This is a genomic window from Ruegeria halocynthiae (genome assembly GCF_000743705.1).
GTDB classification, from domain to species: Bacteria; Pseudomonadota; Alphaproteobacteria; order Rhodobacterales; family Rhodobacteraceae; genus Ruegeria; species Ruegeria halocynthiae_B.
In genome coordinates this window covers 378,059-393,212 of sequence record NZ_JQEZ01000001.1, presented here as the reverse complement: position 1 = coordinate 393,212, position 15,154 = coordinate 378,059, and the positions used below count along the sequence as shown (strand labels likewise).

The 15,154-nt window shown below is 58.2% G+C and carries 13 protein-coding genes; 11 read left to right on the top strand and 2 right to left on the bottom strand.

What is annotated here, in order from left to right:
- The first annotated feature begins 1 nt into the window (after window position 1).
- Together JT51_RS01880 and JT51_RS01875 are read left to right on the top strand one after the other, a co-directional pair.
- On the top strand, window positions 2-1,480 hold the full coding sequence (locus JT51_RS01880) for an aldehyde dehydrogenase (RefSeq protein ID WP_037307188.1): 1,479 nt from the start codon (window positions 2-4) through the stop codon (window positions 1,478-1,480).
- A gap of 32 nt (window positions 1,481-1,512) precedes the next feature.
- Window positions 1,513-2,379 carry an urea carboxylase-associated family protein gene (locus tag JT51_RS01875; protein WP_037307186.1) on the top strand — a complete coding sequence of 289 codons (867 nt, stop codon included), beginning with the start codon at window positions 1,513-1,515 and terminating at the stop codon, window positions 2,377-2,379.
- Here the strand turns inward: JT51_RS01875 and argE are convergent.
- Window positions 2,376-3,533 carry an acetylornithine deacetylase gene (gene argE, locus JT51_RS01870; protein WP_037307184.1) on the bottom strand — a complete coding sequence of 386 codons (1,158 nt, stop codon included), beginning with the start codon at window positions 3,531-3,533 and terminating at the stop codon, window positions 2,376-2,378. The two genes, JT51_RS01875 and argE, sit on opposite strands and share 4 nt — an antisense overlap.
- Window positions 3,534-3,755: 222 nt before the next feature.
- Here argE and JT51_RS01865 point away from each other — a divergent pair, with 222 nt between their 5' ends.
- The 8 genes from JT51_RS01865 to JT51_RS01830 all read left to right on the top strand — a co-directional run bounded on the left by JT51_RS01865 (window position 3,756) and on the right by JT51_RS01830 (window position 13,025).
- Window positions 3,756-4,799 carry a pyridoxal-phosphate dependent enzyme gene (locus JT51_RS01865; protein WP_037307182.1) on the top strand — a complete coding sequence of 348 codons (1,044 nt, stop codon included), beginning with the start codon at window positions 3,756-3,758 and terminating at the stop codon, window positions 4,797-4,799.
- A complete protein-coding gene (locus JT51_RS01860; protein ID WP_037307180.1) occupies window positions 4,796-5,941 on the top strand; it encodes a M24 family metallopeptidase in 1,146 nt (381 codons plus the stop codon). Before JT51_RS01865 ends, JT51_RS01860 begins: the two co-directional genes overlap by 4 nt.
- Window positions 5,938-6,645 (top strand): aspartate/glutamate racemase family protein, encoded by a 708-nt coding sequence (locus JT51_RS01855; RefSeq protein WP_037307178.1) that lies wholly within the window; start codon window positions 5,938-5,940, stop codon window positions 6,643-6,645. Before JT51_RS01860 ends, JT51_RS01855 begins: the two co-directional genes overlap by 4 nt.
- A 149-nt stretch (window positions 6,646-6,794) precedes the next feature.
- A complete protein-coding gene (locus tag JT51_RS01850; protein ID WP_037309268.1) occupies window positions 6,795-7,886 on the top strand; it encodes an ABC transporter ATP-binding protein in 1,092 nt (363 codons plus the stop codon).
- 111 nt (window positions 7,887-7,997) lie between these two features.
- Complete coding sequence (locus JT51_RS01845) at window positions 7,998-9,089, top strand: extracellular solute-binding protein (protein ID WP_037307176.1); 1,092 nt, start codon at window positions 7,998-8,000, stop codon at window positions 9,087-9,089.
- 66 nt (window positions 9,090-9,155) lie between these two features.
- Entirely contained in the window at window positions 9,156-10,427 is a 1,272-nt protein-coding gene (locus JT51_RS01840) for an ABC transporter permease (protein WP_037307174.1), read from the top strand.
- Window positions 10,428-10,432: 5 nt separating this feature from the next.
- Window positions 10,433-11,644 (top strand): ABC transporter permease, encoded by a 1,212-nt coding sequence (locus tag JT51_RS01835; RefSeq protein ID WP_037307172.1) that lies wholly within the window; start codon window positions 10,433-10,435, stop codon window positions 11,642-11,644.
- A 160-nt stretch (window positions 11,645-11,804) separates the two neighbouring features.
- Window positions 11,805-13,025, top strand: coding sequence for an aminopeptidase P family protein (locus tag JT51_RS01830; protein ID WP_037307171.1), 1,221 nt, complete (start codon window positions 11,805-11,807; stop codon window positions 13,023-13,025).
- A gap of 44 nt (window positions 13,026-13,069) precedes the next feature.
- Here JT51_RS01830 and speB read toward each other — a convergent pair whose 3' ends face one another.
- A complete protein-coding gene (speB, locus tag JT51_RS01825; RefSeq protein ID WP_037307169.1) occupies window positions 13,070-14,044 on the bottom strand; it encodes an agmatinase in 975 nt (324 codons plus the stop codon).
- Window positions 14,045-14,206: 162 nt separating this feature from the next.
- Here speB and JT51_RS01820 point away from each other — a divergent pair, with 162 nt between their 5' ends.
- Window positions 14,207-15,049 carry a glycosyltransferase family 25 protein gene (locus JT51_RS01820; RefSeq protein WP_160175157.1) on the top strand — a complete coding sequence of 281 codons (843 nt, stop codon included), beginning with the start codon at window positions 14,207-14,209 and terminating at the stop codon, window positions 15,047-15,049.
- Window positions 15,050-15,154 lie beyond the last annotated feature (105 nt).

Below are 15,154 nucleotides of genomic sequence, written 5' to 3'. Positions count from 1 at the left end.
CATGGGACATCTTCCACATTTCCAACTGTTCATTGATGGCGAATGGTCCGAAGGATCAGACGCTCGGGTCCTGACCTCAGAAAACCCTGCGACCGGGCAAGGATGGGCCACGTTCGCCTGCGCCTCGGCCGGGGATGTCGACCGCGCGGTGGCTGCCGCCAAACGCGTTCTGGACGATCCGGCGTGGCGCGATATGACACAGACCGCACGCGGGAAACTGTTGTATCGGCTGGCTGATCTGGTGGCGGAACACGCCCCCCGGTTGGGAGAGTTGGAGACGACAGACAGCGGTAAACTGCTGGCCGAAACGGCGGCGCAGACGGGGTATGTGGCGGATTACTATCGCTATTTTGCCGGGCTGGCTGACAAGGTCGAGGGCACGGTTCTGCCCATCGACAAGCCCGACATGCATGTCTTTACCACACGCGAACCGATCGGTGTGGTTGCGGCCATCGTACCATGGAATGCGCAGATGTTCCTGACCGCGACCAAGCTTGGCCCGGCCCTGGCGGCGGGGTGTTCCGTGGTGTTGAAGGCCTCGGAAATTGCGCCCGTGCCGATGCTGGAATTCGCCCGGTTGATCGAACAGGCGGGATTCCCGCCCGGCGTGGTCTCGGTCATCACTGGAGACGCTGAAAACTGCGCCATCCCGCTGACCCGTCACCCGGATATCGACCGGATCGCCTTTACCGGCGGGCCGGAAACGGCGCGGCATGTGGTGCGCAATTCGGCCGAAAACTTTGCGGTTACTTCGCTGGAATTGGGCGGCAAATCCCCGATTGTGGTCTTCGATGACGCCGATCTGGACGGCGCGGCCAATGGTCTGATCGCCGGGAACTTTGGTGCCTCGGGGCAAAGCTGCGTTGCGGGTACACGTGGGTTGGTGCATCGGTCCATTCTGGAGCCCCTGATCGCGCGGATCGAAGAAAAAGCCCAAGCCATCCGGCTGGGTGACCCTTTGCAGGCCGATACGCATGTGGGGCCGCTGTGTACCGCAGCGCAGGTACACCGGATCGAGGAAACGCTGAGCAAAGCGCAGGGGCAGGGTGCGGTGATCCGCTTTGGCGGCAAAGCTACGGATCGCCCGGGGAATTACATGATGCCTACGTTGGTGCAATGCACGTCACCCGAAACAGAAACGCTGCAGGTCGAGATGTTCGGCCCGGTCATGTCCTTGCTGCCGTTCGATACCGAGGACGAGGCAATTGCACTGGCCAACAGCACGCCGTTTGGGTTGGGTTCGGGCGTGTTCACGCAGAACCTGGCGCGGGCGCATCGCGTGTCGAAACGGATCAGGGCGGGGATTTGCTGGGTGAACACCTATCGCGCGATATCACCGATTGCGCCCTTTGGCGGGTTTAACCAATCGGGCTATGGGCGCGAGGCCGGGATCGAGGCGATGCTGGACTATACCCGAACCAAAACCACCTGGATCAGCACCGCGCAAGAGCCGATGGCGAACCCGTTCATTATGCGCTAATCCTGTGCGAAGGCAGGGATGGGAGAGCACTGATGAAGCTGGAAAAACCGAATTTCGCGGCACCTCTGGATGCGGCTGAACGCAAGGCCATCCCTCCGGTCATATGCTATCCGCCCGAGACGCTGAAACAACCGGACCTGACCGTTCTGACCAAGTTGCGGCAGGGGGCCAGAAAGACGGCCGAGGCCACCGCAGCCCCGCGCGATGCCGCCTGTATTGACGTTCCCGCAGGCGCTTTTGTCCGTGTTGTGTCGGTCGATGGCCCACAGGTCGGGGACCTGAACATGTGGAGCAAGCATGACCTGACCGAGCGGTTCTACTCGGGCAAGACCCGCGCGCTGCATGGCACGCATTTGTCGACCGGAGACCGTATGTGGTCGAGCTTTCCCAACATGCGCCCGATGGCGACCGTCGTTGCGGATACGCTGGACTGGTACGGGTTCGACGCCTTTGGCGGCTCGGTCCATGATGTGATCGGGACGCGTTGCGATCCTTATACGGGGCGGTTGTTGTCAGGGGATGACTACCACTATTGCTGCCATTCCAACCTGACGCGCGCATTGACCAGCCATTGCGACCTGCCGCTGCATGAGGCTGAAAAACATGTGCATGACGTGCTGAACGTGTTCATGTGCACCGGTTTCACCCGTGACACCGGGCAATATTTCATGAAAGCCAGCCCGGTGCGCCCCGGCGATTATCTGGAGTTCTATGCCGAGATTGACCTGATTGTCGGGCTTTCGGCCTGTCCCGGCGGAGATTGTTCGTCGGAACATTCGTCCGACGCGGCGGCCTGCTATCCGCTGGTGATGGAAGTTTATGATCCGGGCGAAGACGCGCGGGCGGCGCATGTGCAGCCCGAACGCTCGGCCTATGACCGCACGCACGGCACCGGCTAGGCGGTCAGGCGGCGCCCTAAACGGTTCAGCATCCTGCAGCACAGGTCAAGCTGTTCGATCTCGACATATTCGTCAGCCTTATGCGCCTGTGTGATCGAACCCGGACCGCAGACAATCGCGTGAACGCCCAATTGCTGGAACAAACCAGCCTCGGTGGCGAAGGCGACGACGCCGGTGCCGTTCGCGCCGGTCAGTTCGGCCACCAGATCGCGGGCGGCATTTTCGTCCATCGGCTCCAGCCCTTCGACCTCGGCCACGGTGTCCTGAATGATGCTGGCATCGGCAAACACCGCCTGCATTTCGGGCAACAGGGAATGCTGCGCGTAGTCCGACATGGTTTTGCTGACCAGTTCGGCATCGCTGGATTGGACCGGGCGAACTTCCCACGCAACTTCGGCCTTGCCCGCAATGACGTTATGGGCAACCCCGCCCGAGATGCGCCCGACGTTGACCGTGCTCCAGGGCGGTTCGAACCGGCTGCCCGCTGGGGCGCGAGATTTCAGGATGTGCCGCAGTTCCAGCAACTTACCGATATAGCGCGCCGCGTATTCGGCGGCGTTGACACCATCCTCAGGTGCCGAGCTGTGACCTTCGAGGCCGACAAACCGTGTGGTGTATTCAAAGCATCCTTTATGGCCGTCAACGACGCGCATTTCGGTCGGTTCACCGATGATTGCGATATCCGGTACAATGCCGCGCTCGGACAGATCGTTGACAAGATTTCGCGCGCCGATACAGCCGGTTTCCTCATCATAGGTAAAGGCAAAATGCAGCGGTTGAACCAGTTGGTCGGGATCCAGCGTTTCCGCAAAGGCCAGCGCGGTGGCGATGAACCCCTTCATGTCACATGTGCCGCGGCCAAACAGCTTGCCGTCACGTTCGGTCATCTGAAACGGATCGGTGGTCCAGTCCTGATCGGCCACCGGAACCACATCCGTGTGACCCGATAGAAGAATACCGCCGGGCATGTCCGGCCCCAGCGTGGCAAAGACGTTAGCCTTGGCCCCGGTTTCGTCACGCGTTTCGATGCACCGCGCCCCCAACGCCCCGAGCTTGTCAGTCAGATAGCCGATGATCTCAAGGTTCGAGTCCGCCGAGACCGTTTCAAAGGCAATCAGGTCAGCGAGGATTTCGATGGATCGTTGCAAGGTCATAGTTTTGTAAACTGCTTTCCGGGTTGGCTTGAAGGCGGAGGCTATACCGGGATCTCTCGAATAACCACATCGCACTGCTGCCCGCAACGCGGAGGCAGGACATAAGACCCCGTTGGCCATGCCTGCGGGCCTACCGAAAACTGCGCCAAAGGGGATCAAGATTTATTGACAGAACTTGGGGAATGCGGTCACGTCAATTCGTAGCTCAGGAAAGACACTCAATTGAAAATCTCATCCAATCCCCATCGCGGCGGGCACAAGCTGATCGACAGCGCCCCGTACCCCTCAACCAATGTCGAGCGTGCGGCAGAGTTGATACAGCGCTGTCTTTCTGCGGATGAAACACCGCTGGTCGAGGTCGATGGTCTGGCCCAGGTTGCAAACCTGTGGATCAAGGATGAACGCGGTCGGATGAATCTTGGATCATTCAAAGCGCTTGGCGCGGCATATGTCATTGCGCGTCACGCGGCGGATTTGGCCGCGAATCCGGATAACACCACCTTGACCGGCCGAACCTATGTCACTGCCAGCGCGGGCAACCACGGGCTGAGCGTTGCCGCCGGTGCGCGCAAATTTGGTGCCGACGCCGTTGTGTACATCGCCGAAACGGTGCCCGAAGGTTTTGCCGATCGTCTGCGCGCGCAAGGGGCGCAGGCCGTGCGCGCGGGCAGCGACTATGCCGCCAGCATGGTGGCCGCCGCTCAGGCGGCGCAGGACAACGGCTGGATACTGCTGTCGGACAGTTCATGGGACGGGTATTATGATCTGCCTCATACCCTGATGGAGGGGTATCTGAAGATGGCCGCCGAGGCCGCACAGCAATGCCCGCAGGTGCCCACACATATCATGTTGCAGGCCGGTGTCGGCGGGCTGGCCGGTGCGGTTGCGGCCTATGCGCGAAAGGCCTGGGGGGATGCGCCGCAAATCATCGTGGTCGAACCCGACGCGGCGCCGGCGTTGCAGGCAAGTATTGAGGCCGGTGCCTGTGTATTCGCGGATGGACCCGACAGCGTCATGGGGCGTTTGGACTGCAAGGAACCCTCGCAGATTGCCCTTAACGGGCTTGCGCGGGACGCCGACAATTTCCTGACGCTGACGGACCCCGAAGTGACGGATCGCCTTGCGGCCATGGCGGCGGCGGGCGTGGCCACAACGGCCTCTGGCGGGGCGGGGGTGGCTGCGGTCATGAATGACGATGTGCGCCGGGCGCTGGGTATCGGTGCGGATGCGCGCGTTTTGTGCTTTTTGTCCGAAGTCGCTGAATGAGGGGGTATGACACCTCTGAATTCCAGTCGCGGACAGAGCGCGCCCAACGCAGGATGTCTGAAGCCGGTCTTTCAGCACTGTTGCTGACCACGGAACCTGAAATTCGTTACTTTACAGGCTATCTGACCCGGTTTTGGGAAAGCCCGACGCGGCCGTGGTTTCTGATCGTCCCTGCATCCGGCAAACCAATTGCTGTCATTCCCTCCATCGGGGCCGCTTTGATGGCCCAGACATGGGTTGACGATATCCGCACCTGGAGCGCACCAGACCTGTCGGATGACGGCGTCAGCTTGTTGGCGGCAACCCTGCGCGAAATCTGCCCAAGGGATGCGGTAATAGGCTTGCCCGATGGCCACGAAACCCATGTGCGTATGCCATTGGCAGATTTTCAGCGGCTGCAGGATCTGCTGGAAGGGCGACGTCTGGTCAGCGATCAGGGTATTCTCCGAGGTCTGCGAATGATCAAGTCGCCCGCTGAAATTTCCAAGATCGAAATGGCCTGCGATATTGCCGGACGCGCGTTTCAACGCCTGCCCGAGATCGCAAGGGAAGGCGTTGCCCTGGACGAGGTGTTCCGACGCTTTCAGATGCTTTGTCTGGACGAGGGCGCGGATTGGGTGCCCTACCTTGCCGGTGGCGCAGAGCAGGGCGGTTACACTGACGTGATTTCCCCGGCGCGGTCATCACCTTTGATGCCAGGGGACGTGTTGATGCTGGATACCGGTCTGATTTGGGATGGCTATTTCTGCGACTTTGATCGCAACTGGTCTGTCGGACCCGCCAGCGTTCAGGTGCGCGATGCCTATGCCACATTGATCGAAGCATCCGATGCAGCATTCGAAGCGGCGCGCCCGGGGGCAACAGCGTCCGAAGTATACCATGTGATGAACACGGTCTTGTCGCGTGTCAGCAGCGAAACCGACGCGGGGCGGCTGGGGCATGGATTGGGCATGTCACTGACGGAATGGCCGTCGCTGATCCCAACAGATCATACGGTGCTGGCGCCCGGAATGGTTCTGACGCTGGAACCCGGCATCGCTGTCGGCGGCAAAATTCTGGTACATGAGGAAAATATCGTCATAACCGAAGGATCGCCGCGTTTCATCAGCCCCCGAGCGGGCGCGGAGTTGCCACAGATATGAGCTATTTGCCTTACGCACTGGACAAGGATGATCCTTCGGCCTCACCGCTGGGGTTGATCGTCCTGCAAACCGACGAAACGATCGAGCCGGAATTCAACGCTTATTTCGCGGATCGGACCTGCCCGATCTATGTCTCGCGCATTCCCAGCAACGCGCAGGTGACAACTGACACGCTTGCCGAGATGGAAAAGGCGTTGCCAGCGGCGGCTGATCTGCTGCCGAAAATCCGCCCTTACCGGGTGGTTGGATACGGCTGTACATCGGCCAGTTCGGTCATCGGCTCCGAGCAGGTTGAAAGGATGGTCCAGAAAACCTGTGACACCGCAATCGTCACCAATCCGTTGCGCGCGGCGTCAGCCTGTGCGGCGCATCTTGGGGTCTCGAATTTTGCTTTGCTGTCGCCATATATCGAAGAAGTGAACGAGCCGCTGCGGCAGGCTTTTGCCCGCAATGGGGTATCTATGGATGTATTCGGATCCTTTGGTGAGGCCGAAGAATCCAAAGTTGTGCGGATTTCTCGACAATCGGTTGTCGACGCGGCGCTGGCGCTTGGGGCTGATTCGGCGGTTGAAGCTGTTTTCTTAAGCTGCACAAATCTAAGAACTTTTGACGCAATCCCCGAGATTCAGGACCGTCTGAAAAAGCCGGTTCTATCAAGCAATCAAAGCCTTGCATGGCATATGAGAGAGCTGAACTCTGACTGAGGACCCCACACGCCGAAAGATCATTGTGGGGCTTCGGGAACATTTTGGTTGCGTGTCGCGCCCTGCATATCCTTTAATGGCCCGGACTGGTCTTTGAGACCCGGATGAACCGGGCAGCCAAAGACCGCACAGGGGAGCCAAGTTGGTATATGTCTAATGACGCAGCGTTCGTCGAGTTTCAGCGTGTCCAAAAATCTTATGACGGCGAAATACTTGTCGTAAAAGATCTAAACCTTTCAATGCCAAAGGGTGAGTTTCTGACAATGTTGGGCCCATCAGGGTCCGGCAAGACAACTTGTCTGATGATGCTGGCCGGATTTGAAACCGCGACGCATGGTGAAATCATGCTGGATGGACGCCCGATCAACAACATCCCGCCGCACAAGCGCGGCATTGGGATGGTTTTCCAGAATTACGCTTTGTTCCCGCACATGACGGTGGCCGAAAACCTGGCCTTTCCGTTGGAAGTGCGAAACATCGGCAAAGATGCGCGTGAGGAAAAGGTCAAACGCGCGCTGGACATGGTTCAAATGGGTGCCTTTGGCAGCCGTCGTCCGGCGCAGCTGTCCGGTGGTCAGCAACAGCGGATCGCTTTGGCGCGGGCGCTGGTATTCGAACCCGAGCTGGTTCTGATGGATGAACCTCTGGGCGCGCTGGACAAGCAGCTGCGCGAGCATATGCAGTTCGAAATCACCAGACTTGCACACGAACTGGGGATCACGACCGTTTACGTGACGCACGACCAGACCGAAGCGTTGACGATGTCGGATCGCGTCGCGGTGTTTGACGACGGGCGCATTCAACAGCTGGCCCCGCCAGACCTGTTGTATGAAGAACCCGAAAACAGCTTTGTTGCCCAATTCATCGGTGAAAACAACACGTTGGAAGGGGTTGTGAAATCCATTGACGGCGACTCCTGCGTAGTTGCGCTGGATGACGGGTCTGAGATTGACGCCATGCCGGTCAATGTTAAGGCAGCGGGTGAGCGGACAAAGGTTTCGATCCGCCCTGAACGGGTAGAGTTCAACAAAGACCGTTTGCACGCGGATGCGCATACCCTCAAGGCGACGGTGAAGGAATTCATCTATATGGGCGATGTGTTCCGCTTTCGGCTGTCAGTGGCCGGAAATGACGACTTCATCATCAAAACCCGCAACGCCCCGGACGCAGTCAGGCTGTCGCCCGGTCAGGAGGTTGAGATCGGGTGGTTGGCAAAGGATTGCCGGGCGCTGGACGCCTGAAGTTAGAACATCCCGCGTGGTCCGCCCGAGCACGCGGGAATTCAGATGATCGGGTTGCCCCGTGATCCGGTCTTCAAAGTTAAAATTTACGGGTATAACAGGGAGTTAACTATGAAAGTAACCAAGACCACTCTTATGGCGAGTGCCATTGCTGCTGTTGCCGGTGGTGCGATGGCCGAAGAGATGACGATTGTCTCTTGGGGCGGTGCATACTCCAAATCGCAGCTGAAAGCCTATCACGAGCCCTATTCGGAAAAAACAGGAGTCACCATCCTGAACGATGACAGCTCGGCCGAAGGCGTTGCCAAACTGCGCGCCATGAATGAAGCCGGAAACATCACGTGGGACGTGGTTGATGCTGTGGCGGCGGATGCCATCCGTCTGTGCGACGAAGGTCTGGCGATGGAAATCGACCCAGATACCATGCTTGCCCCGGCACCCGATGGCACACCTGCATCCGAAGACTTTGGCGACCTGCTGGTCAGCGACTGCTTTATCCCGCAGATCGTTTACTCGACCACATTCGGCTATCGCACCGATCTGGTTGGCGACAATCCTCCGACAGAAATCTGTGCGGTTTTCGATCTTGAAAACTATCCGGGCAAGCGCTCGCTGGAAAAGCGTCCGATCAACAACATGGAATGGGCGCTGCTGTGCGACGGTGTGGCCAAAGACGACGTCTATGACGTTCTGGCGACGCCAGAAGGCCAGGATCAGGCGTTGGCCAAGCTGGGCACCATCAAGGACAGCGTTGTCTGGTGGTCTGCCGGTGCCGACACACCGCAGCTGCTGGCTGATGGCGAAGTCGTCATGGGCTCGACCTATAACGGCCGTCTGTTCAGCGTGATCGAAGAGCAGAAGCAACCCGTTGCCATGCTGTGGGACGCGCAGGTGTTTGACCTGGACGGTTGGATCATCCCCGCCGGTCTGAGCGAAGAGCGTAAGCAGCGCGCGCTGGACTATATCATGTTCGCGACAGACACACAGCGTTTGGCGGATCAGGCCAAGTACATCTCGTACGGCCCGGCCCGTGCCTCGTCGGCGCCGCTGGTTGGTCAGCACGCCGAACTGGGTATCGACATGGCACCGCACATGCCGACCGATCCGGAAAACGCCAAGAACACGTTCCTGTATAACTACGAGTTCTGGGCTGACTATCGCGACGACATCGACGCCAAATTCCAGGCGTGGCTGGCACAATAAGCCGGTTCTGAAAAACATGGTCGGGGCCACTTTTGGCCCCGGCTTACCTAAGACCAAGGGACGCAGATGACTGACGCTACTCAATCAGGTCCGATGCTGGCTGCTGATGGCACGCCGCTGAAGAAATCTTTGGCGCGGTCTTTGCGTCGTCGCAAGCTTCGGGCTTTGGCGCTGATCTCGCCCTTGTTGTTATTCGTACTGCTTTCCTTTGTGATCCCGATCGTTTCGATGCTGTTCCGGTCGGTTGAAAACGGCATTGTGTCCCAGACGATCCCACTGACAGTGGTCGAGCTGCAAAACTGGGATGCCGAAGGCGGAGAGTTGCCGAACGAAGCGGTATACGCTGCCTTTACCAAGGATATGCTCGCCGCGATTGAGGCCAAGCAACATACCAGATTGGGCTCTCGCCTGAACTATGAAAAGACCGGTATGTCGTCCATGTTCCGCCGGTCCGGACGTCAGATCAAAAAGCTGGACCCCGAAGCGGATGCGCCGTTCAAGGACAAGCTGATCGAAATTCATGATGGCTGGGGTGACGTTGATACCTGGCGTACGATCAAGACCCACGCGGTGCCGATCACCAATGGGTATTTCCTGAATGCGGTCGACATGCGCCGTACGCCGGAAGGGGCCCAAGCCCAGCCCGATGACAAAAAGATCCTGATCAAGCTGTTTGGCCGCACGTTGATGATGTCGCTGATCATTACCGGATCTTGCGTCTTGCTGGCTTACCCAATTTCCTACCTGCTGGCCAACCTTCCGATGCGTATCTCGAACCTTTTGATGATCTTGGTTTTGTTACCCTTCTGGACATCGCTTCTGGTGCGAACCTCGGCCTGGAAGGTGATGTTGCAACAGCAAGGTGTGATCAACGAAACCCTGGTCTGGCTGGGTCTTGTGGCCGATGACGCGCGACTTGTGATCATCAACAACCAGTTCGGCACGATCATTGCGATGACGCATATCCTGCTGCCGTTCATGATCCTGCCGATGTATTCGGTCATGCAGACCATACCGCCAACCTATACCCGAGCGGCCAAGTCAATGGGCGCGACCAATTGGACGACCTTCTGGCGAATATATTTTCCGCAGTCCATTCCGGGTATCGGGGCGGGGTCGATCCTCGTGTTCATTCTGGCGATTGGCTATTACATCACGCCTGAAATCGTTGGCGGCACCAAAGGTGTCTTTATCTCGAACCGGATTGCTTACCACATCTCATCCTCGCTGAACTGGGGACTTGCGGCTGCACTGGGGACGATTTTGTTGGTGGTCGTTCTTGTTCTCTACTGGGCCTATGACAAGATCGTGGGCATCGACAACGTTAAGCTGGGATAAAGATCATGGCAGCACTTACTCCTATATCCCGCAAACCGATGTCGATGGTCCTGCCGGCTGTTGCAAGCGCCGGTGGCTTTGTCGGCATGTTCGTCGGGGCCGGGCAGGGCAATGTCCTGCTGGGTATCCTGGCGGGCGCGGCGCTGATGGCAGCGCTGGCATGGGTTTACATCGCGGTTCTCGATAATGAACGGGTGGCGCGCTGGATAACGATCCTTGGCATGGGGGCGGGCGGTTTTCTATTCGCCGGTTTGACCGGCATGATCATCGGATTGCTGGCCGGGTGGTTCTTTGCCTTCTATATATTCTGGCTGTTTGAAGGGCGTTATCGGCGCAAGCTGCTGCCTTATCTGACGGGTCGTCAGGTGTTCTGGCATTATGCGTTCCGGGTGACCTGCGGCGCGATCTTTGTGTTCCTGATCACGCCGATCCTTGTGGTTCTGCCGCTGTCGTTCAACGCGCAGGATTTCTTTACCTTCACCCCCGAGATGCTGCGCTTGGACCCCGAGGGGTATTCGCTGAAGCATTACCGCGACTTCTTTACCAACAATGAATGGCAGCGCAGCTTCAAAAACTCTCTGATCATCGCGCCAATTGCGACTATCATTTCGGTGACGCTGGGTACGCTGGCGGCCATCGGCCTTAGCCAATCGCATGTACCGGGTCGGCGGGCGATCATGGGTATCCTGATCTCACCGATGATTGTTCCCCTGATCATCTCGGCCACGGGTATGTTCTTTTTCTACAGCGATATCGGCCGTTTTCTGGAAGGTACGCTGGGTATGAACAAGAACTTTGTGGGTTATGTGAAGGTTGTTCTGGCCCACGCGGTTCTGGGAATTCCCTTTGTAATCATCACGGTGACGGCCACGCTGGTGGGATTCGATCAGTCGCTGACACGCGCGGCGGCAAATATGGGCGCGGGTCCGGTTCGGACGTTCTTCAAGATTCAGATGCCGCTGATTTTGCCGGGTGTGATCTCAGGCGGGTTGTTTGCCTTTATCACGTCGTTCGATGAGGTTGTCGTGGTGCTGTTCGTTGGCTCGGCAAGCCAGAAAACGCTGCCATGGCAGATGTTTACCGGCCTGCGTGAACAGATCAGCCCGACCATTCTGGCGGTTGCGACCATCCTTGTGGTGCTTTCGATCGCGCTGCTGACCACGGTTGAGTTGCTGCGGCGGCGATCTGAACGGCTGCGGGGGCTCACTCCGGCTTGACGCAGGGCGCAAGCTGATTTAGCGATTTCAATGTACATCCCGGTCACGATGGCGTCGTGACACCTAAGTGGGTGTATGGCTCTCGGATCCCGAGGCCGCTTGTCCTGAACGCCGGGGCTTGTGGCCGGGCTTTGCCTGTCCGGCATTGAGGAGAGACCATATGACTGACCTTCAAAACCGCCCCGAATTTTTCACCTGCCACAACGGCGACAAGGCACCCTTGCCATTCAGCAAGGCGGAATATGAACGGCGCCTTGCCAGCCTGCGCGCGACCATGGCCGCGCGTGACGTTCCGGCGGTTTTGCTGACGTCCATGCAAAACATCGCTTATTATTCCGGATTTCTGTATTGCTCGTTTGGCCGTCCCTATGGCTGTGTCGTGACGCAGGACGCCTGCACGACCGTATCAGCGAATATAGATGCGGGGCAGCCGTGGCGACGTTCGGTCGACGAAAACGTGATCTACACCGATTGGAAGCGGAACAACTACTGGCGCGCTGTTGCCGGCCTGATTGGTTCGGCACGTCGGATCGGGATTGAAGGCGATCACATGACGCTGGCGATGCGCGACACCGCGCTGGATATGCTGGGTGCGCCAGAAATGGTCGATATCGCGCCCGATACGATGGCCGCGCGCATGGTGAAATCCGCTGAAGAAATCGAACTGATCAAAGGTGGCGCGCGAACAGCGGATGTTGGCGGCGCGGCCATACACGCCGCAATCCGCGAAGGCGCGACCGAGATTGAAATCGCGATGGCTGGCCGGGATGCGATGGAGGCTGAGATTGCCCGCGCCTATCCCGATGCCGAGTATCGGGACACCTGGGTCTGGTTCCAGTCCGGCCTGAACACCGACGGCGCACATAACCCGGTCACCAAGCGGGCGCTGCAAAAGGGCGATATCCTGTCATTGAACACATTTCCGATGATCTCGGGCTATTACACCGCGCTGGAGCGCACCTTGTTTCTGGGCGAGCCTGATACCGACAGCCTGCGCATTTGGAAGGCCAACGTCGCCGCGCATGAGCTGGGGTTGAGCCTGATCAAACCCGGCGCGACATGTTCGGGCATTTGCGATGAGATCAATCGCTTTTTCGCTGACGAAGGGCTGCTGCAGTACCGTTCGTTCGGGTACGGGCATTCATTTGGTATTCTCAGCCACTACTACGGCCGCGAGGCTGGGCTGGAACTGCGTGAGGATATCCATACGGTTCTGGAACCGGGAATGGTCGTGTCCATCGAGCCGATGCTTTGGATTCCCGAAGGTCAGAAAGGCGCGGGCGGATATCGTGAGCATGACATTCTGGTCGTCGAGGAGACCGGTGCCGAAAACATCACCGGTTTCCCCTATGGTCCGGAGCACAACACGATCAGCACCTGATCTTAGGGTGCGTTGGTGGGAAGGGCGTGCAGCCCTTCCTGCAGTCAGGTTGTCTGCGCGCGTTCGTGAAAGATAAAGCCGATGAAGTTCAACAGCACCTGAGCCGCCAAAACCTGTGTGCTTTCGGTCGGATCATAGCTGGGCGCGACTTCGACAAGATCAATCCCGGCGACATCGCCGCGTTTTGCCAGACCCTGCAAAATCTCCAACACATCGTAATACAGGAACCCGCCGTGGCTGGGCGTGCCGGTGCCGGATGCGATTGAGGGGCAGAATGCATCAATATCAATTGTCACATAGTACCGCGCGCCTTCTGGAATGCGCTCCAAAACACCCTCGGTGCCCAGCTTGCGCACCTGCCGCACGGACAGGATGTCCGATCCACGCGCGCGCGCATCCTCATACCCTTCTTTGGCGGTGGAGGACACGTTGCGAATGCCCAGTTGGGTCATTCCTGAAACATAGGATTTCTCAATCGCGCGCCGCATCGGGTTGCCGTGTCCGGCGGTCACCCCATGCCGTTCATCAACGAAATCCAAATGGGCGTCGATCTGAACCACATGTATCGGCCCGTTTTTCGCGCAATCAGCCTCAAACGCATTGATGCAAGGAATATTGATCGAATGATCGCCGCCAATGGTAACCGGCAGCGCGCCGGAGTTCAGGATCTTTTCGACGCCGAATTGAATGTTAGCATGGCTCTCATCGGTTTTGGTGTGAATGATATCGGCATCACCGATATCGACCATCCGCACTGAGGAATCCAGATAGGTGGCGTCATCCTCATGATCATAGGCGCCGGCATGACCAAAGCTGAACAGGGTTGATGCCTCGCGCACAGCGCGCGGTCCAAATCGCGCCCCCGATCGCCATTGGGTTCCAAAATCAAATGGCGCGCCCATGATGGCTACGTCCGCCTCGATCTGGTCCCAATCTTCGACATAAGGGGATTTGCCGAAGGTCGAGATGCCGACAAAAGGCAGGTTCAGACGCCCACCTGAATACCCATGAGATGACATTGCGTGATTCCTGTTTCTTGTTCTTCTGGTGCAGCTTAGACGGGTTACCAAGATCTGGATAGGCCGCCAAGCAATGCCTGACGCGGTTGTCAGGTCAAGGCGTGGGGTTGATTGTCCGGGTGCGGGATGCGTATCTGCCGGGGGCGTTGGAAAGGATATGCTTTGGGACATCACGCACTGCCATCGGGAACGGGTGTCTATTACATCAACCTGGATCGGGTGCCAGAACGACGAGACTTTATGGAGGCGCAGTTTGCGCACACAGGTCTGGTGGGTGCCACGCGGTTCAGCGCGACAGATGCGCAGCGCGCCGGGGCGCTTGACGGGAATGGATACGTCCCCGGAACCGGCAGCCGTTGGGGGTTGAAACAAAGCGAGATCGCTTGTTTTGAAAGCCACCGCGCCGTGTGGCAATCTGCCGTAGATCAGGGCCTGAAATCCGTGGCGATATTCGAAGATGACGTTGAAATGTCCTCCAAGGCGGGCGAGGTCATCGTGGCCCTGCTTGGGCAGGCAACAGGGTACGATTTCCTAAAGCTCGACTTTTCACCGCGATCCCTGCGTTTCGGCGCTGAGGTACAGATGGGGGGCGTTCCGGTCAGGCCGATGCTAGAGATGGCACCCAGCGCCGCCGCCTATATCCTGTCGCAAGAGGCGTGCCGCAAATTGCTGACCTGGTCCGAGCGGTACTCGGATCATCTGGACGATTTCGTCTCAATCCCGCGTGCGGACTGGCGCATGTATCAGTGTTTTCCCGCTGTTGGCGTACAGATGATCTGGTCAAAGCAGCAAGATGCCACCGTCGAAACCGTAAAGGTCAGCGAACGATCACAGGACATGAAGATCAATAGTGGGCTGGACAAAGGCCCACTGTGGTTCCGCGTCAGGCGGGAAATTCTGGCGGCCCGGCGCAAGCTGTCTTGGCGCATGGGCGGGCAGGTGCGTTTGTTGGAACAGGGCGGTTACGTGGGTTTCATTCCCTGTGCCGATGACCTGAGCGTTTGAGTTAAGCTTGCGGTCAGAAGGCCAGGTTTCCCGAGCTAAGATATGCCTCATCCCTCATAAGCGTTAACAAAACTGTCATTTTGATATAACCTTCCAGTGTTGTTG